Genomic DNA, 25,879 nt, shown 5'->3' on the forward strand with positions numbered 1-25,879 from the left:
CTTGCAGTCTGAGCACCCCGGCCGACAGAGATCCCAGCTTTCGCCGGGATGACGAATGCGGGCGTTCGCTACCGCGCCGCGGACACCCGCCACACGCGGTTCCCCACATCGTCCGCGACCAGCAGCGCACCGGCCTTGTCGGTGACGACCGCGACGGGACGCCCCATCGCCGCGCCCTCGGCATCGAGGAACCCGCCGAGCACGTCGATCGGCTTGGCGCCCTTCACCGGAAAGCCGTTCGCGGCGAACGGCACGAACACGACCTTGTAGCCCGACACCGGCTTGCGGTTCCACGAGCCGTGCTCGCCGACGAACGCGCCGTTGGCGAAGCGCGCGCCCAGCTTCGCGTCGGCGGCGAAGGTCAGCCCCAGCGCGGCGACGTGCGGCCCCAGCGCATAGTCGGGACGCTTCGAATATTCCTGGAGCGCGGGGTTGGCGGGCTCGACGCGCGCGTCGGGATAGCCGCCCCAGTAATACCACGGCCAACCGAAATGGTCGCCCAGCTCGACCGCGGTCAGGTAATCGGGCGCGAGATCGGAACCGAGCATGTCGCGCTCGTTGACGACGGTCCACAACCGCTTCGACTGCGGCTCGATCGCCATGCCCTGCGGGTTGCGCAAGCCGGCGGCGAAGATGCGGAAGGTCTTCTCCTTCGGCCAGACCTGGAGGATGTTCGCGCGGTAGCGTTCCGCATCCAGCCCGCCCTCGGCGATGTTGGAGGCGGAGCCGACGCCGACGTACAGCGTGCGGCCATCGGGGGCGGGGATCAGGGTGCGCGCCCAGTGATTGCCGCCGCCGTTGAGCTTGACCACCGGCTCGGGCTTCGCGGTCACCTTCGTCATGCCGTCCGCGTAGGGCACGCGGACCAGCGCGTCGGTGTTCGCGATATAGAGCTGGCCGTCGAGCAGCGCCATGCCCGTGGGCGAGTGCAGTCCGGTCATGAACACCGTCCTCGTCTCCGCCACGCCGTCGCCGTTCGCGTCGCGCAGCAGCGTGATCCGGTCGGCGGACGGCACACCTGCGCCCGCCTTCGCCATCAGCTTACCCATCACCCAGCCCTGGATTCCGCCGCCCTCGCGCGGCGGCGAATTGGCCTCCGCGACCAGCACGTCGCCGTTGGGCAGGCGATAGAGCCAGCGCGGATGATCGAGCCCGGTCGCGAACGGCTGGACCACCAGCCCCGGCGCCGCCTGCGGCTTCATCCGGTCCGGCCAGCCGATCGCATCGGCCACCTTGACGGTGGGGATGATCTGCTCGCGCGGCGCCGTGATCGCGGGGCGTGCGCCCTGCACCTGCGCGATGTCGAGCCTGGCGGTATCGGGCCAGGCGAACCACGCGACGATCGCGACCGCGACGGCGGCGAGCAGGGCCACGACGATGAGGATGTGTTTGCGCATGGGGAGGAAACTACGGCGCGGGGGTGTCGCGCGCAATCGGATTGGTGGGGGCGTGTGTACGAACGAAAAGGGCCGCGGCGTTTCCGCCGCGGCCCCAATTCCTCTCCCTTGGGATGGCGCGTTACGCGACCGCTTCGCGCGGGGCGGAGACCGCCGGCACGTCGAACCGGTCGGCGTTCATCACCTTCACCCACGCCTTGACGAATGCGGCGACGAACGCGCCCTCCGCATCGTCGGTCGCATAGGCCTCCGCCAGCGCGCGCAGCTGCGAGTTGGAACCGAAGATCAGGTCGACGCGGCTGCCCTTCCACGTCGCCTCGCCGGTGCGGCGGTCGCGCGCCTCGAACACGCCGTCCGCGGTCGCTTCCCACTTCGCGGTGAAGCTGGTGGTCAGCAGATTGCGGAAGAAGTCGTTCGAGAGCGTCCCCGGGCGATCGGTGAACACGCCCAGATCCGAGTCGCCATGGTTGGCGCCCAGCACGCGGAGCCCGCCGAGCAGCACCGTCATCTCGGGCGCGGTCAGCCCCATCAGGTGCGCACGATCGACCATCAGCTCCTCCGCCGAATAGACCGAGGTCTCGCCGACATAGTTGCGGAACGCGTCGGTGCGCGGCTCGAGCGGCGCGAACGACTCGGCATCGGTCTGCTCCGCCGACGCATCGGTGCGGCCCGGTACGAACGGCACGGTCACGTCGTGGCCGGCCTTCTTCGCCGCCGCCTCGATCGCCGCGCTGCCGCCCAGCACGATCAGGTCGGCGAGCGACACGCGCGTGCCGCCGGTCGCAACGTCGCGCTGGATGCCCTCCAGCGTCGCCAGCGCCTGCGCCAGTTCGGCGGGCTCGTTGACCGCCCAGTCCTTCTGCGGCGCGAGGCGGATGCGTGCGCCGTTCGCGCCGCCGCGCTTGTCGGTGCCGCGGAAGGTGGAGGCGGACGCGAACGCCGTCTTCACCAGCCGCGCCGTCGACAGCCCGGACTCGAGGATCTTCGTCTTGAGTGCGGCGATATCGGCGTCGCCCAGCGGCGCACCCTCGGCGGCGGGGACCGGATCCTGCCAGATCCGCGGCTCGGCCGGAACCTCGGGCCCGAGCAGCAGCGGGTAGGGCCCCATGTCGCGGTGCGTCAGCTTGTACCATGCCTCCGCGAACGCCTTGGCGAACGCGGTGTGGTCTTCGTAGAACCGCCGCGAGATCGCTTCATAGGCCGGGTCGACGCGCAGCGCGAGGTCCGACGTCAGCATCGTCGGGCGATGCGTCTTCGTCGCGTCATGCGCGTCGGGCACGTCTTCCGCCGCATCCTTGGCGACCCACTGCTGTGCGCCCGCCGGGCTCGTCGTCAGCTCCCACTCATGCTCGAACAGGTTCTTGAAGTAGAGGTTGGTCCACTTCGTCGGCTCCTGCGTCCAGGTGACCTCGAGCCCGCTGGTGATCGTGTCGCCCGCATTGCCCTTGCCGAAGCTGTTGGCCCAGCCCAGGCCCTGCATCTCGATGCCCGCGCCCTCGGGCTCCGGGCCGATATACTGGTCGGGCACCGCCGCGCCGTGCGTCTTGCCGAAGGTGTGGCCGCCCGCGATCAGCGCGACGGTCTCTTCGTCGTTCATCGCCATGCGGCCGAACGTCTCGCGGATATCGCGTGCGGAGCCGAGCGGATCGGGGTTGCCGTTGGGGCCCTCGGGATTGACGTAGATGAGGCCCATCTGGACCGCGGCGAGCGGGTGCGCGAGATTGCGGTCGCCGCTGTAGCGCTCGTCGGCGAGCCATTCGCGCTCCGCGCCCCAGTTCACGTCGGTCGCGGGCTCCCACACGTCGACGCGCCCGCCCGCGAAGCCCGCGGTCTCGAAGCCCATCGATTCGAGCGCGCAATTGCCCGTCAGGACGAGCAGGTCGGCCCAGCTGAGGCTGCGCCCGTACTTCTGCTTGACCGGCCACAGCAGCATCCGCGCCTTGTCGAGATTGGCGTTGTCCGGCCAGCTGTTCAGCGGCGCGAACCGCTGCTGGCCCGCGCCCGCGCCGCCACGACCGTCGCCGATGCGATAGGTGCCCGCGCTGTGCCACGCCATGCGGATGAAGAGCGGACCGTAATGGCCGAAATCGGCGGGCCACCACTCCTGCGAGTCCGTCATCAGCGCGAAGATGTCCGCCTTCACCGCGGCAAGATCGAGGGTCTTGAATGCCTCGGCATAGTCGAAATCGGGGTCCATCGGATCGCCCGCGGGCGGGTTCTGGTGGAGCACCGAGATGTCGAGCTGGTTGGGCCACCAGGTGCGGTTCGTCATCTCGAACAGGACGGCGGCGCCGTCCATCTTCCCGCCCTCCATCTTCCCGCCATGCATCGGGCACTGGGCTTCGGCGTTCATCGGCTCTCTCCAATCGCGTGACTGCTTGGCGGATGGAATGCCACAGTCACGGTGATCGGCGAAATGAATTGGATCGTCGGCAGTGATCGATCGGGTGATTTATGCGGCGAGCGGCCGGCTGGAACCGACCGGCAGCCGCGCTCAACGACGGGCCTGCGATCGCTTCGCATTCACCGTGGCGCGCATCACCTCAGTGCGGGTCTGGAGTTCGGCGCGTTCTGCGTCGGACAGTCCGCCCGCCGCATAGCGATCCGCGAGCATGCCGATCTGCCGGTTCTCGCGGCGCAGCGCCCGTGCGTCGCGGCGGGACAATTGGTCACTGCGCCGGCCGTCGCGAATCGTCGCGTCGATCTTGCCGACCTGCGGCCCGATTCCTGGCCCGGCCGCGGACGGGCCGTTGTAGCTGCTCCACCCCTGCGCCGATGCGGCCCCCGCCGTCGTCGCCAGCACCAGCCCCGTCGCGATCGATCCCAGCCGCATGGCCGTCTCCCTTGTCGTCCCCGCGCACAGGTTCGCGGCGGACGCCTGAACCGCAGCTTGCCGGGTCAGGCTTCTTCGGGTTCGGGGATCGGGGGGTGCAGGCGCAGACGGTTGATGCGGCGTTCGTCGGCGTCGATCACCTCGATCCGCCAGCCGCTGGGATGGAGGATGCACTCACCTGCCTCGGGTACGCGGCCCGCGAGGACAGCGGTGAGCCCGCCGATCGTGTCGACGTCGCTGTCGGCCTCCGCCAGCCGCGGGTCGACCGCCTCGCCCATGTCCTCCAGCTCGACGCGGGCATCGGCCTCCCACGCGCCGCCGTCGAGCGGTACGAGTTGCAGGACGGGGGTGTCGTCATGCTCGTCCTCGATGTCGCCGGTGATCTCCTCGATCAGGTCCTCGATCGTGACGAGCCCCTCGGTCCCCGAATATTCGTCGAGCACCACCGCGAGGTGGACGTGGCTGGCGCGCATGTCTGCCAGCAGGTCGAGCGCGCCGCGCGACATCGGGACGTAGAGCGGTTCGCGGATCAGCGCGGACCAGTCTTCGGGATGCGGCGCCCCGCGCGCGAGGATCGCGAACACGTCCTTCACATGGACCATGCCGACGATCGTATCGAGCTTCTCGCGGTAGATCGGCAGGCGGCTGTGCCCGGCCTCCGCGAAGGTGGCGACGAGGTCGGCGAAGGTCGTGCGTTCGTCGACCGCAACGATGTCCGCGCGCGGCACACCCACGTCGCCCGCGTCACGCTCGCCGAAATGGAGCAGGTTGCGCACCATCTGGCGTTCGAGCGGGGTCAGGTCGCCCTTGGCGTCGGGGGCGGGATCGCCCTCGTGCCGGTCGATCGCGTCCTCGAGCTGGTCGCGCAGCCGCTCCTCGCCCTGGTCGCCGAAGATCAGCGACTTCAAGCCGCGCCAGATGCCGCTTTCGTTGGAGTCGCCGCCGTTCGCGGCGCTACTTCGGTCCTCGGACACGTCAATCCTCGCTGATGGCGTAGGGGTCCGCGATGCCGAGATCGCCGAGCGCCTCGCGCTCGATCGCCTCCATCGCATCCCCCTCGTCGTCGGTCATATGGTCATAGCCTAGCAGATGGAGCGTGCCGTGCACCACCAGATGCGTGGCATGATCCGCGATCGGCACGCCGCGTTCCGCCGCCTCGCGCTCGCACACGCCGTGCGCCAGAACGATGTCGCCCAGCAGCACCTCGCCGTCGTCGCTGTTCTGTGTGACGGTGGCGATCAGGTCCGGCTGGATCATCGGGAAGGACAGCACGTTGGTCGGCTTGTCCTTGCCGCGATACTGGCGGTTGAGCGCGTGGACCTCGTCGTCGGTGGTGAGCCGCACCGACAGCTCGATCAGCGCGGGGGTGGTCAACAGATCACCGTGCGGCGTGCGCGCGATCGCCGCGGTCGCGGCGCGGGTGGCGAGCGCTTCCCAGTCGTGCGCGGGCCAGGGGGCTTCGTGGAGGAGCGCGATCTCGATCATGCCATATCCGTATGCGAGAAATCGTCGCCCTTGTAGAGCAATCGCGCATCATGCGTCTTCGCACAGGCATAGGCGAAGCAGTCGCCCATGTTGAGCCGCGCGAGGTGCCCGGTGCCCCTGCCGTAGCGCGCATGCGCGGCGATGGCCTCCCGGGCTTCGGCATCGCCGATGGGGACGATGTGCAATCCTGCCTCGATCGCGAAGCTCGTAACCGCAGCCGCAGCGTCCTTCAGGCCGATTTTGCGCAGTCGCGCGATCGCCTGCGCCGCTTCCCACGCGCCGATGGCGCAGTAGCGGCGATCATTATGCAGCTCGATCGTATCGGCGAAATCGTCGGCCTCAGGCTCGCCATAGACGATCGCGACGATCGCCGATGCATCGACGAAGAGGGTCAATCGTCCTCCTCGTCGTTCAGCGAGTCGTAGAAGGCCTTGTCAGCCAGAAGCCCCGTCGGTTCGCCGAGCGGATGCGCCTTGCGCCAGGCGATCATTCGTTCGCGCAGGGGGGTCACGACCTCGTCACGCGCGAGTTCGCGTTCGAGCGCGAGTTTGACCGCGGCGGTCTTCGATATGCCGCGCCGGTCTGCGAGCTTGGTCGCCAGTGCGTTGGTTTCGTCGTCCTTGACGTAAAGAGACGCCATCACAGCCTCCGGGATATCCCTGAAATTTACCGGGGATATCCCGGTCGGTCAAGCATCGACCCCCTCATACGCCTCCACGATCCGCCCGACGATCGGATGGCGCACGACGTCGGCAGCAGTGAAGCGGCACATCGAGATGCCCTCGATCCCGTCGAGCCGCCCGGTCGCGTCCGCCAGCCCCGACGACTTCACGCCGCCGGGCAGGTCGGTCTGGTTCGGGTCGCCGCAGATCACCATCCGGCTGTTCTGGCCGAACCGCGTCAGGAACATCTTCATCTGCGCGGGCGTGGTGTTCTGCGCCTCGTCGAGGATGACGAACGCGTCGGCCAGCGTGCGGCCGCGCATGAAAGCGATCGGCGCGATCTCGATCTCGCCGCTCGCGATCCGCCGCTCGACCTGCTCGGCGGGCAGGCAGTCGTGGAGCGCATCGTAGAGCGGGCGCAGATAGGGGTCGACCTTCTCCTTCATGTCGCCGGGCAGGAAGCCCAGCTTCTCCCCCGCCTCGACCGCGGGGCGCGACAGGATCAGCCGCTGGACGCTGCCCGTGATGAGCTGCGCGACCGCCTGCGCGACCGCGATATAGGTCTTGCCGGTGCCTGCGGGGCCCAGCGCGAAGATCATGTCGTGCGTCGTCAGCTCGCGCATGTAGTGCGCCTGCGCGGCGGTACGCGGGACGATCGTCTTCTTGCGCGTGCGGATCATGATCGCGGGCGCGCGGTCGCCTGGCTCTGCGCTCATGATCCCCGACAGCATCGGCTCGGCCGCCATCGCGATCGAGGCGTCGACGAGGCCGTTGTCGATCTCCTCGCCGCGCTGGAGCCGCTTGTAGAGATCCTGGAGGACGTCCCGCGCGAGCGCGACCTGCTCGGTCGTCCCCTCCAGCCCGACGCGGTTGCCGCGCGCGGTGATATAGACTCCCAGCCGGTTCTCGAGCGCGACCAGATGCTGGTCGTACTGGCCGAACAGCGTGCTCAGCAGCTGCGGCTTGTCGAACAGGACCTCGACGCGGGCGCGTTGACCGGTCTGGGCGGGGACGGGCTTGCGGCTCATGCAATCCTTTCGCTGGCGTGGAGGATCGCGACGCGGCTGCGGTGGCGGCGGGGCCGCGGCAGGAACGCGCGAGGGGCGGCGTCTGTCATCCAGGGCCGAATGTGGCATCGGCGGCGGGCGATTCACAGGGGCAATCGCACGGGCACGCGGGGATGCGACGAACCGTTGCGCGAATGTCGCAGTGTCTGTCATCCCGCGTACGGGAGGGGGTGCGGTGTCAGGCCGCGACGCTCACCCGCTCGACGCCGCCCATCGACACCGGCCCGGCGCTCGTCAGGTCCACCGTCACCACGTCGCCGATCGCGGCGTCGGTGAGGAGGTGGACCGATTGCAGCCAGGGCGACTTGCCGAGCATCTGCCCCGGCAGCTTGCCGCGGCGTTCGATCAGCACGTCGCAGGTCCGGCCGACGCGCGCGGCGTTGAACGCGATCTGGTCGCGGCCGAGCGCCGCCTGCAGCTGTTGAAGCCGCTCGTCCATCACCGCGAGCGGCACCTGGTCCGTCATCGTCGCGGCGGGCGTGCCGGGGCGCGGCGAATATTTGAAGCTGAACGCCTGCGCATAGCCTACCGCGTCGACCAGCTTCAGCGTCTCGGCGAACTCGGCGTCGGTCTCACCGGGGAAGCCGACGATGAAGTCCCCCGACACCGCGATATCGGGGCGTGCGCCGCGAACGCGGTCGAGCACGCGCAGATAGCTGTCGATGGTGTGGCTGCGGTTCATGGCCTTCAGCACGCGGTCGCTCCCCGCCTGCACTGGCAGGTGGAGGAACGGCATCAGCGATGCGACGTCGCGGTGCGCGTCGATCAGTCCCTGCGTCATGTCGTTGGGGTGGCTGGTCGTGTAGCGGATCCGCGCGAGGCCCGGGATCCGATCGAGCGCGCGGATCAGGTGATCGAGCCCGCGTCCGTCGGGATCGACCCACGCGTTGACGTTCTGCCCCAGCAGCGTGATCTCACGCGCGCCGGCGTCGACCAGCGCCTTCGCCTCGTCGACGATCTTGGCGAACGGACGGCTCACCTCCGCGCCGCGGGTATAGGGGACGACGCAATAGGTGCAGAACTTGTCGCACCCCTCCTGCACCGTCAGGAACGCGCTGGGCCCGACGCGGCGGCGCGCGGGGAGCGCGTCGAACTTGGACGCCAGCGGCATGTCGGTATCGAGCGCCGCCTCGCCACGCGCGGCCTGCGCGACGAGGCGGGGCAGGTTGTGATAGGCCTGCGGACCGACGACGACGTCGACCTTCGCGCGGCGCACGATCTCCTCGCCTTCCGCCTGCGCGACACAGCCCGCGACCGCGATCATCGGCGTCTTGCCGCCCTTTCGCAGGGCGTCCTTGCGGATTCGGCCGATGTCCGAATAGACCTTCTCGGCTGCCTTCTCGCGGATGTGGCAGGTGTTGAGCACGACGAGATCCGCGTCGGTGCCCTCGGCGGCTGGGACGAGCCCGTCGGCGGCCATCAGCTCGGCCATCCGCTCGCCGTCATAGACGTTCATCTGGCAGCCGAACGACTTGACGGCGAAGGTCTTGGGGGCGGATTTCGGGGACGCGGACATGGGGCGGCGCCTTAGCGGAGTGGCGGGCGTTTCGCTAGGCGGGGGTGTTGCGCGGGTTGTGGTGGAAGGCAAAACGTCAGCTAATCTCTTCGAAAGCATAGGATGCAGACAGGGATTGGGGATAGCGCAAACAGCGCGACCGCGATCAACCCGCTAACATTATCTCCAAGGTCAAATCCAAAAAATGCGAAGGTAAACCATACCATTGTGACGATAACGAGAGTGTATCCGATTGCTGCGACCCGAGCCGTAATGTCTGCCTTGCCGGTCACCTGACCGACGATACCGTCTGACTGAACGGCCGCAATAGGGAACCGTGCGCCGACCTTTGAACGTCCGGGTTTGGGCGCTTCCCGCTTTCAAACTCCCTCGATTCGCGTCCGCGCTTCCGCCGCAATCGCTTTGCGTCCGCCGACCGCGCCCGGATCGAATGGCTCGCAGAAATGCAGCGTGGGGCGGAAGGTGCCGCGCCTTCGCAGGACGCGCTTCGCATGATCCGCGCCGTGTTCGTCGCCGACCCACGCAAGCTCTCCCGTCGCGTCGCCATAGTCGATCCGCACCGGCTGGACGCGTACGCCCGGCGGGGGCGGGTCGAGCGCGGCGAACAGCGCGGCCTTGAAGGGGAGGAGGGTGGTGCCGTCGCCCGTCGTGCCCTCGGGAAACAGCGTGACCGGCCAGCCGTCCGCCAGCGCCGCGCGCAGCGCCGCGATCTGGTCCGCGATCGCGGTGCGGTCCTCGCGCGTCACGAAGATCGTGCGGTTGAGCGTGCACAGCCAGCCGACCAGCGGGACGCCGCGCAGCTCCGCCTTGGCGACGAACGCGCTGCCGGTCTGCCCGGCGATCAGGAGGATGTCGATCCAGCTGAGATGGTTCGCGACGAACACGACGTCGCGCCGGAGCGGCGTGCCGACGACGCGGACGCGCGCGCCGACGATCCGCGCGACGAGGCCGAGGAACAGGCGCGGCCAGGGGGAGGGGAGGCGCAGGAGACGCCACAGGCCATGGATCGCAAGCGCGGCGACGAGCGCCAGGACCAGCGCAATCAGGCGGAGGATCAGCCGCATGGGTCGGTGCTTGGCCTGTTTTCCTTCATCCCGGCCTTCGTCGGGATGACGAGAATGTCGCGGGGCACGTCGGGGTGGTCCGCCGTCAGTCCTTGCGGCTCAGGCTGACGCCGTACAATTCCATCCGGTGGTCGACCAGCCGGAAGCCCAGCTTCTCCGCGATCGCCTTCTGGAGCAGTTCGAGTTCGGGATCGACGAACTCGATCACCTTGCCCGTCTCGACGTCGATCAGGTGATCGTGGTGCGCCTCCGGCGAGGGTTCGTAGCGCGCGCGGCCGTCGCCGAAATCGTGGCGGTCGAGGATGCCCGCCTCCTCGAACAGCCGGACGGTGCGATAGACGGTCGCGATCGAGATGCCCGGATCGATCGCGGAAGCACGCGCATACACCTTCTCGACGTCGGGATGATCCTCCGCCTCGGACAGCACGCGCGCGATCACCCGGCGCTGCTCGGTGATGCGCAGCCCCTTCTGGTTGCAGAGTGCTTCTAGATCGATCTTGCGCGCCATGCTTTGGTCCCGGTTTCGCTCGTTACCCCGATGTAGTGCGTCATGGCTGCTGCGAAAAGCGATACCGATTCGCAACAACCGTGCGCGCGTCAGTCCAGCGTGAGCGCGTAGCTGTGCGCGTCGTTCACCTCGCCCCCGCGCCCGCGATAATAGCCGCGCCGCACGCCCGTCCGCGCGAACCCGGCCTGCGTGTAGAGCGCGATCGCGGGGTTGCCCGCTCGAACCTCCAGGTGAAGCCGGACCACGTCGCGCCCGCGGCATTCGGAGACGACGCCGCGCAGCAACGCACCGCCGATGCCCTTGCGTCGCGCTTCGGGTGCGACCGCGAGCAGCAACAGCTCCGCCTCGTCGAGGATCGCGCGGGTCAGCGCGAAGCCCACCGTCCGCCCCTCGACGCGCGCCAGCGTCAGCCAGACGCCGGGCATCGCCATCACTCCCAGGCACTGGCTGCGCGTCCATGCCTCGCCGAACCGCGTGTCGAACGCGCGCGCCATCACCGCGTCGACCTCGGGCAGGTCGGCGACATGGCCCGTCGCCAGTTCGATCGACCGCGTCGCCATCTCAGGCGGAAATCGCCACGGGAAGCTGGGCATCGGGCGCGCGGCCGTAGATCGGGCGCGGGGGAAGCGTGCGATACGCCTCGGGCAGCGACAGCGCGAGAACCGCCGACGGAAGCAGGGCCGCACCCCTCTGGTCGGCAGGCAGGTCGACAAGCCGGTCGATACCCGTTCCCACCGCGTTCAGCGACCCGAGCCGCGCGATCGCGTCGCGAGGCGTTCGCGATGCGAAATCGTCGCTCGCGCTGAAATCGGGGCGTCCCGCGAAACGCTGCATGAAGACTTCGCCGTGTCCTCCTTCGAGAACTACGGCGAAGGGATCCGGGCTCTGGGCGACGAGGAACTGGTCCATCGCGATCAGCGCCAGCGACGAATAGCCCGCGAGGCTCGCCCCCCAGCCGAGCGCCAGACCGCGCGCGGCGGCGATGCCGACCCGAATCCCGGTGAAGCTGCCCGGCCCGACATCCACCAGGATATGCCCGGCGCGTCCGCCGTCGGGCAGGTCGGCGATCATCGGAATCAACCGCTCGGCATGTCCGCGCCCGACCACTGCATGGCGCTCGCCGACGACCGCGCCGTCCTCGAACAGGGCAACCGAGCAGGCGGCGGTGGCGGTATCGATGACGAGCGTTCTCACCCCGTCAGCGCTTCCGCATGCGAACGGTCGGCGTCAAGCGTTCAGGCGACGCGGTTGAACTTTTCGAACCCCGGTCGCGGCGAGCGGCCGAAGATCGTCGCGGGATCGCCGTGGCCCAGCGTCGAGATGAAGTTGGTCTTCACCGCGGGGGTGTCGGCGAAGAAGGCGGCGTCGACCTTCGCAGCGTCGAACCCCGACATCGGCCCGGTATCGAGCCCGAGCGCCCGCGCGGCGACGATGAAATAGGCACCCTGCAACGAGGAATTGCGGAACGCCGATGCCTCGCGCAGCGCCGCGTTGCCCTCGAACCAAGATTTGGCGTCGGTATGGGGGAACAGTTCGGGCAGGTGTTCGTGGAAATTGGTGTCCATCCCGATGATGACGGTGACGGGGGCGCCAAGCACCTTCGGCTTGTTCTGCGCGGAGCACGCCTCGGCCAGCTTCGCCTTGGCCTCGTCGCTGACGCACCAGATCAGCCGCGCGGGCAACTGGTTCGCCGACGTCGGCCCCCACTTCATCAACTCCCAGATCGCGTGCAACGCGTCCTCGCCCACGGGCTGGTCGGTATAGCCGTTATAGGTGCGCGCGGTACGGAACAGCTGGTCGAGCGACGCGTCGTCGAGCTTCGTCATGGGCGAATCCTGGAAAGAAAGTGAAAGGGCGCGCGTCGGATTCAGGTCAGATTCAGACAGCGCGGACTTCGGTCACTTCGGGGACATAATGCTTGAGCAGCTGCTCGATCCCGCTCTTGAGCGTCGCCGACGACGACGGACAGCCGGCGCACGCGCCCTGCATCTTGAGGAACACCTTGCCCTTGTCGAACCCGCGATAAACGATGTCGCCGCCGTCGTTGGCGACCGCGGGGCGGACGCGGGTGTCGATCAGCTCGCGGATCTGCGCGACGATCTCCGCGTCGGCAGGGTCGTCCGTCAGCCCCTCGTCTTCGGACGGCACCGCGAAATCGGCGCTCGGCTTGTGGAACAGCGGCATCTGCGCGGTGAAATGGTCGTTGAGCAGCGCGAGCACGTCAGGCTTGAGCTCGTGCCACGCGACGCCCGGCGCGGCGGTGACCGAGACGAAATCGCGCCCGAAGAACACCCCGGTCACGTCCCCGAGGTCGAACAACGCAGTGGCGAGCGGGCTGGCCTCCGCCTCCTCGGGTGTCGCGAAGTCGCGCGTCCCTGCGTCCATCACGGTGCGGCCGGGGAGGAACTTGAGCGTCGCCGGGTTGGGCGTGGTTTCAGTTTCGATCAACATGCCCGTCATGTGGCGCGCGCGAGGGCGGGGATCAAGCGCACGGACGGAAAGGAATCGTTTCCGCCCGCGCAGCGACGCCTCACACGTCGAGCTGCTTCACCGCGGCGTTCCAGCTGTTGATGTTGTCACGCGCTTCCTGGACGAAGGCGGAGCGGCGGACGAAGCCGAGAAAGAAATCGGCGAACCACCGGCCGGGATTCTTCAGCGGACGCTCGAACTGGATCAGCAGCACGACTCGCGTGCCCTCGGTGTCGTTCCACACCTCGTGCTGGTAGGTGTCGTCGAACACCAGCGTCTCGCCCTCCGCCCAGCGCACGATGCGGTCGTGGACGCGCATGCGGACGTCGCCGTCCTTCGGTACGATCAGGCCGAGATGGCAGGTGATGAGTCCCTTCGTCACGCCGCGATGCTCGGGGATGTGCGTGCCGGGCGCGAGGATCGAGAAGAACGCGCTGTTCAGCCCCGGGATCGCCTCGACCACCGCCTGCGTCTTCGGGCAGCGCGCGAGGTTCTCCTCGATCGGATAGCCATAGCCCCACAGGAAGAACGACCGCCACTTGTTCACTTCCGCGATCGAGCGGTGGTCGGGCGAGATCGTCGCGAGGCTGGGCGCGGCCTGACCGCGCAGCGCGACCGCGACAGCCTCGTCGCGGATCGCCTGCCACTCGTCGCGCAGCCACTGGGTCCACGCGAAGTCGCGCACATCGAGCACGGGATCGTTGGGCACCAGCGACGACGACGCGATCAGCCGGTCGAACACGCCGCGCAGATGCTTGCCGATGGTGATGATGAGCGGCCGGCCCTTCTCCGCCTCCATCTTCGCGCCCGCCTTCGGGGCGCCGGAGATCACGTTGAGATCGGGCACCATCAACGGGGCGTCGCCCGAATTGCGCCGCAATTGAGCGGCTTCGGTCCCGATCCGGGTGACAGTCTGGATGGTCGTGGTCATCGTCGTATCCGTCGGCCTGTGCAGCGCGGCCGACACGCGATCGCATGCCGGATCCGCGATCCGTTGCCGACCGAGCTATCGCCACTCCGGGGCCAAATCATGGCGCATCGGTGGGGATATGCGGGCGGCGCGCAACGGCACAGGTGGTGCTGGCGGAGCGCGGGACAAGCCGCTACATGGCTCCCCATGTCGTTCATTCCGCGCGCGCTCCGGCTGCCGCTCGCCGCCCCGCTCCTGCTGGCGCTCTCGATCCCCGCGGTCGGTCAGAAGGCCGCTCCCGCGCCTGCCGCGACGCCGGAGGTGGCGGTCGATACCGCGCCCTGGCTGTTCAAGGGATCGGACATCCCGCCCGATCCGGCGTGGCATTTCGGGCGCCTGCCCAACGGGCTGCGCTATGCGATCCGCAGGAACGGCGTGCCGCCGGGGCAGGTCGCGGTGCGCGTGCGGATCGACGCGGGCTCGCTCAACGAGCAGGACAGCGAGCAGGGCTATGCGCACCTGATCGAGCATCTGTCGTTCCGCGGATCGAAGTACGTGCCCGACGGCGAGGCGAAGCGCGTGTGGCAGCGCTTCGGCGCGACCTTCGGCAGCGATTCGAACGCGTCGACCACGCCGACCCAGACGGTCTACAAGCTCGACCTGCCGAGCGCGTCCGAGGCGACGCTCGACGAGAGTCTCAAGATCTTCTCGGGCATGATGGCCGAGCCCGCGATCACCACCGCGGGGCTGACGTCCGAGCGGCCCGCGGTGATGGCGGAGCAGCGCGAGCAGCCGGGGCCGCAGGTGCGGTTCGGCGATGCGTTGCGCCAGACGTTCTTCGCGGGGCAGCCGCTCGCGAACCGCTCGCCGATCGGCACGATCAAGACGCTCGACGCGGCGACCCCCGCCAGCGTGCAGGCGTTCCACGATCGCTGGTATCGCCCGTCGAAGACGGTCGTCATCATCTCGGGCGACATGGACCCCGACGTCGTCGCGCGGCTGGTCGTCAAGAACTTCGCGCCCTGGCAGGGCAAGGGCGCCGAGCCCGCCGACCCCGATTTCGGCAAGCCCGATCCGACGAAGCCCGCGACGAGCACGATCGCCGAACCCGCGATCCCGCCGCTGGTCGCGACCGCGGTGCTGCGCCCGTGGGTGTACCGCGACGACACGATCATCTTCAACCAGAAGCGGCTCGTCGACATGGTCGCGCTCCGGCTCATCAACCGCCGGCTGGAGACGCGCGCGCGGCAGGGGGGCAGCTTCGTGCAGGCCTCGGTCAGCCTCGACGACGTTTCGCGTTCCGCGAACGGCACGTTCGTCAACATCCTGCCGATGGGCGACGACTGGGAAGCCGCGCTGAAGGACGTGCGCGCGACGATCGCCGACGCCTCCACCACCGCGCCGACGCAGGCCGAGATCGACCGCGAGTACACCGAGTTCGCGGCGGCAATGAAGAACGAGGTCGACACCGCGCGCGTCGAGGCGGGCGCCAAGCAGGCCGACGACATGGTCAGCGCGCTCGACATCCGCGAGACGGTGGCGGGGCCGCAGACCTCGTACGACATCCTCGTCAAGGCGAAGGAGGCGGGGATGTTCACCCCGTCTGCGATGCTCGAATCGACCAATCGCGTGTTCAAGGGCGACGCGACGCGCGCGATCGTCAACACCCGCGCGCCCGATCCGGGGGTTGCCGCCAAGCTGGCCGCGGCACTCAAGGTCGACGTGACGGGCCTCGCGCAGGTGCGCAAGGCGCGCGGGCCGGTGGATTTCTCGAAGCTGCCGGCACTGGGCACGCCGGGCAAGGTCGTCAGCCGCGAGCCCATTGCCGATCTCGGCATGGAGAAGATCACCTTCGCCAACGGCGTGCGGATGCTGCTCTATGCCAACACGTCGGAGACGGGGCGCGTCTATCTGCGCACGCGGTTCGGCGGCGGCTACAACGCGCTGCCCGCCGACCGGCCGACACCCGCCTGGGCGGCAGACATCGCGCTGGTCCCCGGCGGGATCGGCAAGCTCGACCAGGACGATCTCGACCGGCTGACGACGGGGCGGCGGATCGGGCTCGACTTCGATATCGGCGACGATGCGTTCACGCTGGGCGCGATCACGACGCCGGGCGACTATGCGGACAATCTGCGGCTGATGGCGGCCAAGCTGGTCGCGCCCGCCTGGGATCCCGCGCCGCTGGCGCGCGCCAAGGCGGTGACGCTGGCGGGCTATGCCGGGTTCGACGCCTCGCCCGACCGGATCCTGGCACGCGACCTCGACGGGCTGCTCCACAACGGCGATCCGCGCTGGACGACGCCGACGCGCGCGCAGGTCGAGGGGCTCGACCCCAAGGCGTTCCGCGCGCTCTGGGAGCCGCTGCTCAGGACCGGGCCGATCGAGGTGTCGGTGTTCGGCGACGTCAACGCGGACGAGGCGATCGCCGCGGTGGGCAAGACGTTCGGCGCGTTGAAGCCGCGCGCCGCCTCGACCGCGACCCCGCCGCCGGTGACCTTCCCCGCGCACGTGACCACGCCTGTGATCCGCACCCATGAAGGCCCCGATACGCAGGCCGCGGCGGTGATCGCCTGGCCGACCGGGGGCGGCGCGGGCGGGCTGTCCGAGGCGCGTCGGCTCGATGTGCTGGCGGCGATCTTCGGCGACCGGCTGTTCGAGCGGCTCCGCTCGGTTGCTGGTGCCAGCTATTCGCCCTCGGCGCAGAGCCAGTGGCCGACCGGGCTTGCCAGTGGCGGACGGATCATGGCGATCGGGCAGGTGGCGCCCGACAAGGTCGACCTGTTCTTCAAGCTGAGCCGCGAGATCGCCGCCGAGCTGGTGTCGACTCCGATCGACGCCGACGAACTCCAGCGCACGATGCTGCCGATGCGCCAGTATATCCTGCGCGTGTCGAGCGGCAACCAGTTCTGGCTGGGCCAGCTGGCGGGCGGCACGTTCGACCAGCGCCGGATCGACGCCACCCGCGCGATGCCGCAGGACATCGCCTCGATCACGCCGGCGCAGTTGCAGGCGGTCGCGGCGAAATATCTGCTGCCCGACAAGGATTGGACGATGGCGGTGGTGCCCAAGGGGGCGGCGAAGCCGGGGGCCACGACGGCGCGCTGACCGCGCGCCGTCATCACGCTTACAGGTCGCGCAGCGCGGTGGCCGGGCGTGCGCGCAAGGCGGGAATGCTGCCGAGCACGCCGACGCCTGACGTGACGATCACCGCGAGCCCCAGCGTCGCGGCGACGACGCCCCAGTCGGGGGCCCAGGCCAGATCGAACACGTGCACGATCACGTACCAGCCCGCGCCCGCGCCGATCGCCAGCGCGACCGCCACCAGCAGAAGCGACAGGATCGCATATTCGATCGCCTGCGCCGCAAGCACCTGGCGCGACGAGCCCCCGAGCAGCTTCAGGATCACCGCATCATAGCGCCGCGTGCGCGACGACGCCGCGACCGCGCCGACGAGGACCGCGACCCCCGCCGCCACCGTCACCGCCGCGGCGGCGCGGATCGCGAGCGCGACCTGTCCCAGCACCGCCCCGATCTGCCCGATCACGTCGCCGACGCGTACCAGCGTGACCGAGGGTAGCGCGGCGGCGAGATCGCGCGCGACCGCGCCGTCGCGGGCGGGCGCGGAATAGACGCTGGCGAGCAGGCTGTGCGGCGCCTCCTCGATATAGCCGGGCGAGAACACGATCGCGAAGTTGAGCCCCAGCCCGCCCCAGTCGATCTTCCTGAGCGCCGCGATCCGCGCGGGCACGTCGACGCCGAGGACGGAGACGGTGATCGCGTCGCCGACCTTCAGCCCCAGCGCCTCCGCCGCGCGATCTTCCAGCGACACCAGCGGGGGCCCGCGATAGCCGGCGGGCCACCAGCGTCCGGCGACGACCGCGTTGCGCGGCGGCACGCCTGCGGACCAGGTAAGCGTCCGGTCCCCGCGCAAGATCCACGCGCCTTCGGGCAGCGTCTTCATGTCCGTGACGCGCACGCCCTTGAGCGCGACGATCGAGCCGCGCAGCGATGGCACCATCTCCAGCGTCGCGCCGGGCGAGGCGGCACGCACGACCGCGCGGAAGCGGGGCGCGTCGTCGGGCTGGAGGTCGATCGCGAAAAAGCGGGGCGCCTTGGCCGGGGCGGCGCCGGACAGTTCCGCGGCCAGGCTGGTGTCGATCACCGCGAGCGCGACGAACAGCGAGAAGCCCAGCCCCAGCGCGACGACCAGCCGGTCGGTCTGCGCGCCCGGCCGATGGAGGTTGCCGATCGCGAGGCGGAACAGCGGCGCGCGCGGCCGCGGCACCCGCGCCGCCGTCCACCGGATCGAAAGGCCGATCAGCCACAACGCGACGATCAGCGCCGCGACCGAGGCCATGAACCCCAGCGCCAGCGTGCGATCCGATGCGGTCAGCACCGCGAGCGCGCCGATCGCCGCGACCAGCGCCGCCATCGCGACGATCACCCGCCACGACGGGCGCGCCGGCGGCGTCACCGCGTCGCGCAGCAGCGTCGCCGCGGGGACATGTCGTGCGCGGGCGAGCGCGGGCAGCGCGAACAGCAGCGTCACCAGCGCCGCGAGCCCCGCCGCGGTCGCGAGCGGCACCGGGTAGAGCGCAAGGCGCGGCGCGACCGGCAACGCGTCGCCGGCGACGCCCGCGACGATCCACGGCACCGCCGCGCCGAGCGCGACACCGGCAAGGATTCCGCCGCCGACGATCACGCCGAGCTGCGCGAGGAAGATCGCCGCGACGGTCGCGGCGGGCGCGCCCAGCACCTTGAGCGTCGCGATGATCCGCGTCTTGGCCGTGAGGTAGGCGGCGACCCCGCTGCCCACCCCGACGCCCGCGATCGCCAGCGCGGCGAGCCCGACGAGCAGAAGGAACTGGCCGAGCTGGTCGATCGACCGGCGCAGCCCGCCCGCGGCGCGGTCGCTCGTCCGCGCGGTCCAGCCCGCATCCGCGAAGCGCCGGACGAGCCGGTCGCCGGTCGCCTTCGCGGCGTCGGAGTGGGAAAGGACGAGGCGATAGCGCGCCTCGTAGAGACTGCCCGGCTGGACCAGCCGCGTGGCGTCCAGCCCCGCCATGTCGACCAGCACGGTGGGGCCGAGCGAGAATCCGGCCCCCAGCCGATCCGGTTCCTCCGCGACGATGCCGATCACGCGCAACGTCGCGCTGCCGATGCGGAGCCGGTCTCCGACCCCGATCCCCAGCCGATCCGCAAGCGCGGGGGCGATCGCGACCTGGCTCCCGTGCGGTCGCGCGGCGAGCGCGCCGGGGGCAAGCCGCAGCCGTCCGACCAGCGGCCAGGCCGGGTCGATGCCGCGCAGGTTGACGAGCACGGGGGCCCGGCCCGGCGCATCGGCCATCGCGCGCATCGTCACGGTTTCGGACAGGCGCCCGGCGGCAGCGAAGGCGGCGTTCTCCTCGATGGTGGCGCGCCGTTGCGACACCTGAATCTCGACGTCGCCGCCAAGCATCGTACGCCCCTGCGAATCGAGCGCCGCAATCATGCTGGCGGACAGGCTGCCGATCCCGGCAAGCGCCGCGGTGCCGAGGAACACGCACAGCGCGAGCAGCAGCAGCCCGCGTCCGCCGCGCCGGAGGTCCCGCAGCGCCAGCCGCCATGCGACGGTCATGCTGTGCGCCGGTCGGCGACGATGCGGCCGTCGGCGAGCTCGATCACCCGCCCGCACCGTGCCGCCAGCGCGGCGTCGTGCGTGATGACGAACAGCGTCGCTGCGCTGGTGGCATGGCGTGCGAACAGCAGGTCCATGATCGTGGCGCCGGTGCTGGTGTCGAGGTTGCCGGTCGGCTCGTCCGCGAAGAGCAGTGCGGGGCGGGCGACCAGCGCCCGCGCGATCGCGACGCGTTGCTGTTCGCCGCCCGAGAGTTGCGCAGGATAATGGTGCGCGCGATGCGCGAGGCCGACCGCGGCGAGCTCCGCGTCGGCGCGCGCGAACGCGTCCGGCGCGCCCGCGAGTTCGAGCGGGACCGCGACGTTCTCCCGCGCGGTCATCGTCGGCAGCAGATGGAAGGCCTGGAGCACGATCCCGATCCGCCCGCGCCGCGCGATCGCCAGCGCATCCTCGTCGAGCGCGGTGAAATCGAGCCCCGCGACATGGACGCTGCCGCCGCTCGCGCGCTCGAGCCCCGACAGCACCGCCATCAGCGACGACTTGCCCGATCCCGACGCGCCGAGCAGCGCCACGCTCTCCCCGGCCGCGACGGTCAGGTCGATGCCGCGGAGAATGTCGACGCGCGCCGGCGCACGGCCGAGCGACAGCGAGACGTTGCGCGCTTCGATCAGCGCGCTATCGACGGGGGATGGAATGCTGGTCACCCGGATTGCGATACGGACTGCGGGCTTGCGTTGTCCACTTATGCTTGGCGCTGATGCTCGTCGTCGGCGGATCTGCGAGCGCGTCTCCGCGGGCGCCGGTGGTGTGGGCGTTCGGCGACAGCCTTGCCGCAGGGTATGGCCTGCCGCCCGCACAGGGGTTCACCGCGCGGTTGCAGGCGGCGTTGCGGCGCTCCGGCATCGCGGCGACGGTGCGCAATGGCGGGGTGGCGGGGGACACCGCGGCGCAGGCGCGGGCGCGGTTGCGGTGGGGGCTGCGCGGGCTGGGCATCGCACCCGATCTGGTGATCGTCGAGCTGGGCGCGAACGACATGCTGCGCGGGCTGCCGGTGGCGCAGGCGCGCGCGAACCTCGATGCGATCCTCGTGGAGCTGCGGCGACGGCGAATTCCGGTGCTGTTCGCAGGCATGCGCGCCGCGCCGAACATGGGCGCGGACTATGTGCGTGTGTTCGAGGCGATGTATCCCGAGCTGGCGCGCAAGCACCGCGTGCCGCTGTATCCGTTCTTCCTCGACGGGGTCGCGGGGCAGCGGGGGCTGATCCAGCGCGACGGGCTGCACCCCAATGCACGGGGGGTGGAGGTGATCGTGCGACGGATCCTGCCGGCGGTGAAACGCGCTCTTTGACCCGGCGGCACGCCTTATATCGCGTTTGCCCCGTCGCCATGTTGGCGCGATCGGAACGACCCGATCGGGACGGAGCGGCGAATGGCGGATGACGGGTTCAAGGGCGGCGGGCGCGCGGTGCCGAGCGGGCGGATGGCGCGGTTCGGCGCGTTCGGGAAACTCGCGGGCGGTGTCGCAGGCGGAATGGTCGCGGAGGGCGCGCGGCGGCTGGCGGCGGGGGAACGGCCGAGCATGGGCCAGCTGCTGCTGACGCCGGGCAACGCCACGCGCGTCGCGGACCAGCTGTCGCACCTGCGCGGCGCGGCGATGAAGCTGGGGCAGATGATCTCGATGGACGCGGGCGACATGCTGCCGCCCGAGCTGACGCAGATCCTCGCGCGGCTGCGCGACCGCGCGCACCACATGCCCCCGCGCCAGTTGGATCAGGTGCTCGCGAAGGAATGGGGGGCGGGGTGGCGCGCGCGGTTCGCGCATTTCCAGGCGCATCCGATCGCCGCCGCCTCGATCGGGCAGGTCCACCGCGCGCGGACGCCGGACGGGCGCGAGCTGGCGATCAAGGTCCAGTATCCCGGCGTCGCGGAGAGCATCGACGCCGATGTCGACAATGTCGCGACGCTGCTGCGCGTGTCGGGGCTGTTGCCGTCGACGCTCGACATCGCACCGCTGCTTGCCGAGGCGAAGCGGCAACTGCACGAGGAGGCAGACTATCGGCGCGAGGGCGCGATGCTGGCGCGGTATCGCGCGCTGGTGGGCGACGATGCCGACTTCGTCGTGCCCGCGCTCCACGCCGACTTCACCACCGATCGCGTGCTGGCGATGGACTATGTCGCGGGCACGTCGATCGAGACGCTGGAGGCGGCACCGCAGGCGGAGCGCGACCGCGTCGTCGCCGCGCTGCTGGGGCTGGTGCTGCGCGAGCTGTTCGACTGGGGTGTGATGCAGACCGACCCGAACTTCGCGAACTATCGCTGGCAGGCGGACGCAGGGACGGGGAGGGGGCGGCTGGTGCTGCTCGACTTTGGCGCGGCGCGCGAGATCGCGCCGGAAACCGCGGCGGATTACCGGCGGCTGCTGCTCGCGGGGCTGTCGGGGGAGCGCGACGCGGTGCGGGACGCGGCGCTGGCGGCGGGGTTCCTGGGCGAGGCGGCGGTGGCGAAGCATCGCGCGCTGGTCGACCGGATGATCGACGTGATCGTCGGCGAACTCGATCGGGCGGACCTGTTCGACTTCGGCGACCGCGCATTCGTCGGCGTGCTGCGCGAGCAGGGGGCGGAGATGGCGGCGGACCGGGCGACGTGGCACATCCCGCCCGTCGCGACGCTGTTCGTCCAGCGCAAGATCAGCGGGACCGCGCTGCTGGCGGCGCGGCTGAAGGCGAAGGTGGACCTGCGCGGAATGATCGCGGCGCGGTTGGGGTGAGGGGCGGCAGGGCAACTCTGACGGTCCCGGGACGAGCTTCCCCCGGGGTGACGAAAGATGGATGACGATTTTGCAATCAGCGCTCCGTGATCCCCGCCCATTCGCGCGAATGATCCGCGTCGAAGCCGTCCATGCCGGGCTTGGTCAGATAGCCGCGCGCGTCGGGGACGTGGCTGTAGATCATCCGCAGCGGCTTTTCATGCCACTGGAGGTTGAATGCCCATTCGCCGGGAAAGAACTCGACGGTGGCGTAGGGCAGGTGATCGTGGATCCACCAGGCGAGCCGCTTCCAGTCGTCCGCGTCCGTGAAGCGCGCGGCGAAGGCGGGGACGACGATCATCGCGGTCGCGCCCATCTGGCCACCGTAATCGCGCTGGTCCCAGATGTGGCCCGCCGCGCTGCGCTCGTTCGAGGCGGCGCCATAGCCCTTTGCGTGCGCGAGCGCGTTGACCTCCGCGGTGCGCAGACCGGAGCGGATCGACAGGCGGCCAAAGGCGTCCTGCAACGGTTCGAGCAGGTCCTCGCACAGTCGCGTGCCCGCAGCGATCGCGAGCGCGGGATCGTCGGGCACGTTGGCGAGACCGTGCATCGCCGCGATCTCGGAATACAGGAAGTCGCGCAGGTAGAACGATTTCGACAGCTGGACCCGGCCAAGCTCCATGAGCCTGGGCACCGTCTGCGGCTTCTTCATGGACTCATCCCCTCGCGCTCAGCGTAGCGGCGCGACGGCGCTTACGCGAGAGGGGCAGGCGGGGCGTCCCATGATGGAACGTCCCGGCGCTTCTCGACGATAAGGCGGTGCCGGCCCGCTCCCCCTCCCGGCCGCCCATACGGTATGCTGATGGGCGGCCGGGAGGGGGAGCGGGCCGGCACCGCGAAACGTGCCTTAGCACGTTTCCAGACGGATACTTACGCCGCGAGGTTGCGCAGCACGTACTGGAGGATCCCGCCGTTGAGGAAATATTCCAGCTCGTTGATCGTATCGATCCGGCACTTCGTCAGGAAGGTTTCGGTGGTGCCGTCGGTGCGACCGAGCACGACCTCGACGTCCTGGCGCGGGCGAAGCGACGCGACGCCGGTGATCGTGAACGTCTCGTCTCCGGTCAGCCCCAGCGTCTCGCGCGTCACGCCCTCGGCGAACTGCAAGGGGAGGACGCCCATGCCGACGAGGTTGGAGCGGTGGATCCGCTCGAAGCTTTCGGTGATGACCGCGCGGACGCCGAGCAGGTTGGTGCCCTTGGCCGCCCAGTCGCGCGACGATCCGGTGCCGTATTCCTTGCCCGCGATGACGACGAGCGGAACGCCGTCCGCCTTGAAGCGCATCGCCGCGTCGTAGATCGGCATGACCTCGCCGTCATAGCGGCTCATCCCGCCTTCGATGCCGGGGACCATCTCGTTCTTGATGCGGATGTTGGCGAAGGTGCCGCGCATCATCACGTCGTGGTTGCCGCGGCGCGCGCCGTAGCTGTTGAAGTCGGCGCGGCTGACCTGATGCTCCTGCAGGTAGCTGCCTGCCGGGCTGTCCGCCTTGATCGAGCCCGCCGGGCTGATGTGATCGGTGGTGATCGAATCGCCGAGGATCGCGAGCGGCTTCGCCTCGATGATGTCGGTGACGGGCTTGGGCGTCATCGTCAGGCCGTCGAAATAGGGCGGGTTGGCGACATAGGTGGAGCCGGCGCGCCACGAATAGGTGTCCGACCCCTCGACCTCGATCGCGCGCCACTTCTCGTCGCCCGCATAGACGTTGCCGTAGCGGGCGCGGAACATCTCGTCGTCGATGTTCGCGGCCATCACCTCGGCGATCTCGGCGTTGGTCGGCCAGATGTCCTTGAGGTAGACGTCGGCACCGTCGCTGCCCTGGCCCAGCGGAGTCTCGACCATGTCGGTCGTGACGCTGCCCTTGATCGCATAGGCGACGACGAGCGGGGGCGAGGCGAGGAAGTTCGCGCGTACGTCGGCCGAGACGCGACCCTCGAAGTTGCGGTTGCCCGACAGCACCGACGCGGCGACGATGTCGTTCTCGTTGATCGCAGCCGAGATCGGCGCGGCGAGCGGCCCCGAATTGCCGATGCAGGTGGTGCAACCATAGCCGACGAGGTTGAACCCCATCGCGTTCAGGTCCGCGGTCAGCCCCGCCTTGTCGAGATAGTCGGTGACGACTTGGCTGCCCGGTGCCAGCGAGGTCTTGACCCACGGCTTGGACTTGAGGCCCAGCGCGTTGGCCTTGCGCGCGACGAGGCCCGCGGCGACGAGCACCGAGGGGTTCGAGGTGTTGGTGCAGCTGGTGATCGCGGCGATCACGACGTCGCCGTCGCCGATCCCGTGATCGCTGCCTGCCACGTCGACGCGCGCGGGGCGCTCCTTGTGGTACACCTTGGTCAGGTCCCCGTTGAAGACCTCGTCGACCTTGTTGAGCGACACCTTGTCCTGCGGGCGCTTCGGCCCGGCGAGCGAGGGGACGACGGTGCCCATGTCGAGCTCGAGCGTGTCGGTGAAGACGGGATCGGCGGCGTCGTCGTGGCGCCACATGCCCTGCGCCTTGGCATAGGCCTCGACCAGCGCGACGGTTTCGTCGGGGCGACCCGTCAGGCGCATGTAATCGAGCGTCTTGTCGTCGACCGGGAAGAAGCCGCAGGTCGCGCCGTATTCGGGCGCCATGTTCGCGATCGTCGCGCGATCGGCGAGCGTCATCTGGCCGAGGCCGGGGCCGAAGAACTCGACGAAGCGGCCGACGACGCCCTTGGCGCGCAGCATCTGGGTGACGGTCAGCACGAGATCGGTGGCGGTGATGCCCTCCTTGAGCGCACCGGTCAGCTTGAAGCCGACGACCTCGGGGATCAGCATCGAGACGGGCTGGCCAAGCATCGCCGCCTCCGCCTCGATCCCGCCGACGCCCCAGCCGAGCACGCCGAGGCCGTTGACCATCGTGGTATGGCTGTCGGTGCCGACGAGCGTATCGGGATATGCGATCGTCGTACCGTCATTCTCGGACGACCAGACGGCCTGCGAGACATATTCGAGGTTCACCTGGTGGCAGATGCCGGTGCCCGGCGGCACGACCTTGAAATTGTCGAGCGCCTTGCTGCCCCATTTCAGGAACTCGTACCGCTCCGAATTGCGCTGGTATTCGAGATCGACGTTATCACCGAACGCCTTGGGCGTGCCGAACTCGTCGACCATCACCGAGTGATCGATGACGAGATGGACGGGGACCTGCGGGTTGATCTTGGCCGCGTCGCCGCCCAGCTTGGTGATCGCGTCGCGCATCGCGGCCAGATCGACCACGCAGGGCACGCCGGTGAAATCCTGCATCAGCACGCGCGCGGGGCGATACTGGATCTCACGGTCCGAACGGCGCTCCTTCTGCCAGTCGACGATCGCCTGGACGTCGGCCTCGGTCACGGTCTTGCCGTCCTCGAAGCGGAGCATGTTCTCGAGGAGCACCTTCATCGAGAAGGGCAGGCGGCTGATGTCGCCGAACTTCTCCTCCGCCTTGGCCAGCGCGAAATAATCGTAGCTCTTGCCGCCCGCGGTCAGCGTCGAGCGGGCGGAGAGCGTGTCCTGGCCAATGGCGGTCATGA

The 25,879-nt window shown here is 69.5% G+C and carries 23 protein-coding genes; 3 read left to right on the top strand and 20 right to left on the bottom strand.

Going from position 1 to position 25,879, the window contains the following annotated elements:
• Positions 1-68: 68 nt before the first annotated feature.
• From ACV7NO_RS03920 to ACV7NO_RS03995, 16 genes are all read right to left on the bottom strand, one after another.
• Entirely contained in the window at positions 69-1,397 is a 1,329-nt protein-coding gene (locus ACV7NO_RS03920) for a PQQ-dependent sugar dehydrogenase (RefSeq protein WP_463404713.1), read from the bottom strand.
• 121 nt (positions 1,398-1,518) lie between these two features.
• On the bottom strand, positions 1,519-3,750 hold the full coding sequence (katG, locus tag ACV7NO_RS03925) for a catalase/peroxidase HPI (RefSeq protein WP_463404714.1): 2,232 nt from the start codon (positions 3,748-3,750) through the stop codon (positions 1,519-1,521).
• 141 nt (positions 3,751-3,891) lie between these two features.
• On the bottom strand, positions 3,892-4,230 hold the full coding sequence (locus ACV7NO_RS03930; protein WP_463404715.1) for a hypothetical protein: 339 nt from the start codon (positions 4,228-4,230) through the stop codon (positions 3,892-3,894).
• 65 nt (positions 4,231-4,295) lie between these two features.
• Complete coding sequence (locus ACV7NO_RS03935; protein WP_463404716.1) at positions 4,296-5,204, bottom strand: hemolysin family protein; 909 nt, start codon at positions 5,202-5,204, stop codon at positions 4,296-4,298.
• Position 5,205: 1 nt separating this feature from the next.
• Entirely contained in the window at positions 5,206-5,715 is a 510-nt protein-coding gene (gene ybeY / locus ACV7NO_RS03940; RefSeq protein WP_463404717.1) for an rRNA maturation RNase YbeY, read from the bottom strand.
• A complete protein-coding gene (locus ACV7NO_RS03945) occupies positions 5,712-6,110 on the bottom strand; it encodes a type II toxin-antitoxin system VapC family toxin (RefSeq protein ID WP_463404718.1) in 399 nt (132 codons plus the stop codon). Before ACV7NO_RS03945 ends, ybeY begins: the two co-directional genes overlap by 4 nt.
• Entirely contained in the window at positions 6,107-6,355 is a 249-nt protein-coding gene (locus ACV7NO_RS03950; RefSeq protein ID WP_463404719.1) for a type II toxin-antitoxin system VapB family antitoxin, read from the bottom strand. Before ACV7NO_RS03950 ends, ACV7NO_RS03945 begins: the two co-directional genes overlap by 4 nt.
• A 48-nt stretch (positions 6,356-6,403) precedes the next feature.
• A complete protein-coding gene (locus tag ACV7NO_RS03955) occupies positions 6,404-7,405 on the bottom strand; it encodes a PhoH family protein (protein ID WP_463404720.1) in 1,002 nt (333 codons plus the stop codon).
• A gap of 217 nt (positions 7,406-7,622) precedes the next feature.
• Entirely contained in the window at positions 7,623-8,960 is a 1,338-nt protein-coding gene (miaB, locus tag ACV7NO_RS03960) for a tRNA (N6-isopentenyl adenosine(37)-C2)-methylthiotransferase MiaB (protein WP_463404721.1), read from the bottom strand.
• Between the two features lie 359 nt (positions 8,961-9,319).
• On the bottom strand, positions 9,320-10,024 hold the full coding sequence (locus ACV7NO_RS03965) for a lysophospholipid acyltransferase family protein (RefSeq protein ID WP_463404722.1): 705 nt from the start codon (positions 10,022-10,024) through the stop codon (positions 9,320-9,322).
• Between the two features lie 85 nt (positions 10,025-10,109).
• Positions 10,110-10,532, bottom strand: a complete 423-nt coding sequence (locus ACV7NO_RS03970; RefSeq protein ID WP_463404723.1) for a Fur family transcriptional regulator — start codon at positions 10,530-10,532, stop codon at positions 10,110-10,112.
• Between the two features lie 89 nt (positions 10,533-10,621).
• Positions 10,622-11,092, bottom strand: a complete 471-nt coding sequence (gene rimI, locus ACV7NO_RS03975) for a ribosomal protein S18-alanine N-acetyltransferase (RefSeq protein ID WP_463404724.1) — start codon at positions 11,090-11,092, stop codon at positions 10,622-10,624.
• Between the two features lies 1 nt (position 11,093).
• Positions 11,094-11,726, bottom strand: a complete 633-nt coding sequence (gene tsaB / locus ACV7NO_RS03980) for a tRNA (adenosine(37)-N6)-threonylcarbamoyltransferase complex dimerization subunit type 1 TsaB (protein WP_463404725.1) — start codon at positions 11,724-11,726, stop codon at positions 11,094-11,096.
• A gap of 41 nt (positions 11,727-11,767) precedes the next feature.
• Entirely contained in the window at positions 11,768-12,358 is a 591-nt protein-coding gene (locus tag ACV7NO_RS03985; RefSeq protein ID WP_463404726.1) for a malonic semialdehyde reductase, read from the bottom strand.
• Between the two features lie 52 nt (positions 12,359-12,410).
• Positions 12,411-12,983: a NifU family protein gene (locus ACV7NO_RS03990; RefSeq protein ID WP_463404727.1), complete on the bottom strand. Its 573-nt coding sequence runs from the start codon at positions 12,981-12,983 to the stop codon at positions 12,411-12,413.
• A 79-nt stretch (positions 12,984-13,062) separates the two neighbouring features.
• Complete coding sequence (locus tag ACV7NO_RS03995; RefSeq protein ID WP_463404728.1) at positions 13,063-13,932, bottom strand: aspartyl/asparaginyl beta-hydroxylase domain-containing protein; 870 nt, start codon at positions 13,930-13,932, stop codon at positions 13,063-13,065.
• A gap of 186 nt (positions 13,933-14,118) precedes the next feature.
• On the opposite strand from ACV7NO_RS03995, the gene ACV7NO_RS04000 reads away from it, so the two are divergent.
• Positions 14,119-17,019: a M16 family metallopeptidase gene (locus ACV7NO_RS04000; protein WP_463404729.1), complete on the top strand. Its 2,901-nt coding sequence runs from the start codon at positions 14,119-14,121 to the stop codon at positions 17,017-17,019.
• Positions 17,020-17,038: 19 nt separating this feature from the next.
• Here the strand turns inward: ACV7NO_RS04000 and ACV7NO_RS04005 are convergent, their stop codons facing one another.
• Together ACV7NO_RS04005 and ACV7NO_RS04010 are read right to left on the bottom strand one after the other, a co-directional pair.
• Positions 17,039-19,531 (bottom strand): ABC transporter permease, encoded by a 2,493-nt coding sequence (locus ACV7NO_RS04005; protein WP_463404730.1) that lies wholly within the window; start codon positions 19,529-19,531, stop codon positions 17,039-17,041.
• Positions 19,528-20,235: an ABC transporter ATP-binding protein gene (locus ACV7NO_RS04010; RefSeq protein ID WP_463404731.1), complete on the bottom strand. Its 708-nt coding sequence runs from the start codon at positions 20,233-20,235 to the stop codon at positions 19,528-19,530. The genes ACV7NO_RS04005 and ACV7NO_RS04010 overlap by 4 nt, the downstream gene beginning before the upstream one ends.
• A 53-nt stretch (positions 20,236-20,288) precedes the next feature.
• Here ACV7NO_RS04010 and ACV7NO_RS04015 point away from each other — a divergent pair, with 53 nt between their 5' ends.
• On the top strand, positions 20,289-20,879 hold the full coding sequence (locus ACV7NO_RS04015; protein ID WP_463407276.1) for an arylesterase: 591 nt from the start codon (positions 20,289-20,291) through the stop codon (positions 20,877-20,879).
• 81 nt (positions 20,880-20,960) lie between these two features.
• Positions 20,961-22,298 carry an ABC1 kinase family protein gene (locus ACV7NO_RS04020; RefSeq protein ID WP_463404732.1) on the top strand — a complete coding sequence of 446 codons (1,338 nt, stop codon included), beginning with the start codon at positions 20,961-20,963 and terminating at the stop codon, positions 22,296-22,298.
• A gap of 76 nt (positions 22,299-22,374) precedes the next feature.
• Here the strand turns inward: ACV7NO_RS04020 and ACV7NO_RS04025 are convergent, their stop codons facing one another.
• Together ACV7NO_RS04025 and acnA are read right to left on the bottom strand one after the other, a co-directional pair.
• Complete coding sequence (locus tag ACV7NO_RS04025) at positions 22,375-22,989, bottom strand: hypothetical protein (RefSeq protein ID WP_463404733.1); 615 nt, start codon at positions 22,987-22,989, stop codon at positions 22,375-22,377.
• A gap of 218 nt (positions 22,990-23,207) precedes the next feature.
• On the bottom strand, positions 23,208-25,877 hold the full coding sequence (gene acnA, locus ACV7NO_RS04030) for an aconitate hydratase AcnA (RefSeq protein ID WP_463404734.1): 2,670 nt from the start codon (positions 25,875-25,877) through the stop codon (positions 23,208-23,210).
• Between the last annotated feature and the right edge of the window lie 2 nt (positions 25,878-25,879).

The organism is Sphingomonas sp. Ell38C01, from assembly GCF_055231975.1.

Coding starts and splice junctions, on each gene's coding strand:
- ACV7NO_RS03920 (WP_463404713.1), bottom strand. CDS start 1,397: ATGCGCAAACACATCCTCATCGTCGTGGCCCTGCTCGCCGCCGTCGCG.
- katG (WP_463404714.1), bottom strand. CDS start 3,750: ATGAACGCCGAAGCCCAGTGCCCGATGCATGGCGGGAAGATGGAGGGC.
- ACV7NO_RS03930 (WP_463404715.1), bottom strand. CDS start 4,230: ATGCGGCTGGGATCGATCGCGACGGGGCTGGTGCTGGCGACGACGGCG.
- ybeY (WP_463404717.1), bottom strand. CDS start 5,715: ATGATCGAGATCGCGCTCCTCCACGAAGCCCCCTGGCCCGCGCACGAC.
- ACV7NO_RS03950 (WP_463404719.1), bottom strand. CDS start 6,355: ATGGCGTCTCTTTACGTCAAGGACGACGAAACCAACGCACTGGCGACC.
- ACV7NO_RS03955 (WP_463404720.1), bottom strand. CDS start 7,405: ATGAGCCGCAAGCCCGTCCCCGCCCAGACCGGTCAACGCGCCCGCGTC.
- miaB (WP_463404721.1), bottom strand. CDS start 8,960: ATGTCCGCGTCCCCGAAATCCGCCCCCAAGACCTTCGCCGTCAAGTCG.
- ACV7NO_RS03965 (WP_463404722.1), bottom strand. CDS start 10,024: ATGCGGCTGATCCTCCGCCTGATTGCGCTGGTCCTGGCGCTCGTCGCC.
- ACV7NO_RS03970 (WP_463404723.1), bottom strand. CDS start 10,532: ATGGCGCGCAAGATCGATCTAGAAGCACTCTGCAACCAGAAGGGGCTG.
- rimI (WP_463404724.1), bottom strand. CDS start 11,092: ATGGCGACGCGGTCGATCGAACTGGCGACGGGCCATGTCGCCGACCTG.
- ACV7NO_RS03985 (WP_463404726.1), bottom strand. CDS start 12,358: ATGACGAAGCTCGACGACGCGTCGCTCGACCAGCTGTTCCGTACCGCG.
- ACV7NO_RS03990 (WP_463404727.1), bottom strand. CDS start 12,983: ATGTTGATCGAAACTGAAACCACGCCCAACCCGGCGACGCTCAAGTTC.
- ACV7NO_RS03995 (WP_463404728.1), bottom strand. CDS start 13,932: ATGACCACGACCATCCAGACTGTCACCCGGATCGGGACCGAAGCCGCT.
- ACV7NO_RS04000 (WP_463404729.1), top strand. CDS start 14,119: ATGTCGTTCATTCCGCGCGCGCTCCGGCTGCCGCTCGCCGCCCCGCTC.
- ACV7NO_RS04005 (WP_463404730.1), bottom strand. CDS start 19,531: ATGACCGTCGCATGGCGGCTGGCGCTGCGGGACCTCCGGCGCGGCGGA.
- ACV7NO_RS04015 (WP_463407276.1), top strand. CDS start 20,289: ATGCTCGTCGTCGGCGGATCTGCGAGCGCGTCTCCGCGGGCGCCGGTG.
- ACV7NO_RS04020 (WP_463404732.1), top strand. CDS start 20,961: ATGGCGGATGACGGGTTCAAGGGCGGCGGGCGCGCGGTGCCGAGCGGG.
- ACV7NO_RS04025 (WP_463404733.1), bottom strand. CDS start 22,989: ATGAAGAAGCCGCAGACGGTGCCCAGGCTCATGGAGCTTGGCCGGGTC.
- acnA (WP_463404734.1), bottom strand. CDS start 25,877: ATGACCGCCATTGGCCAGGACACGCTCTCCGCCCGCTCGACGCTGACC.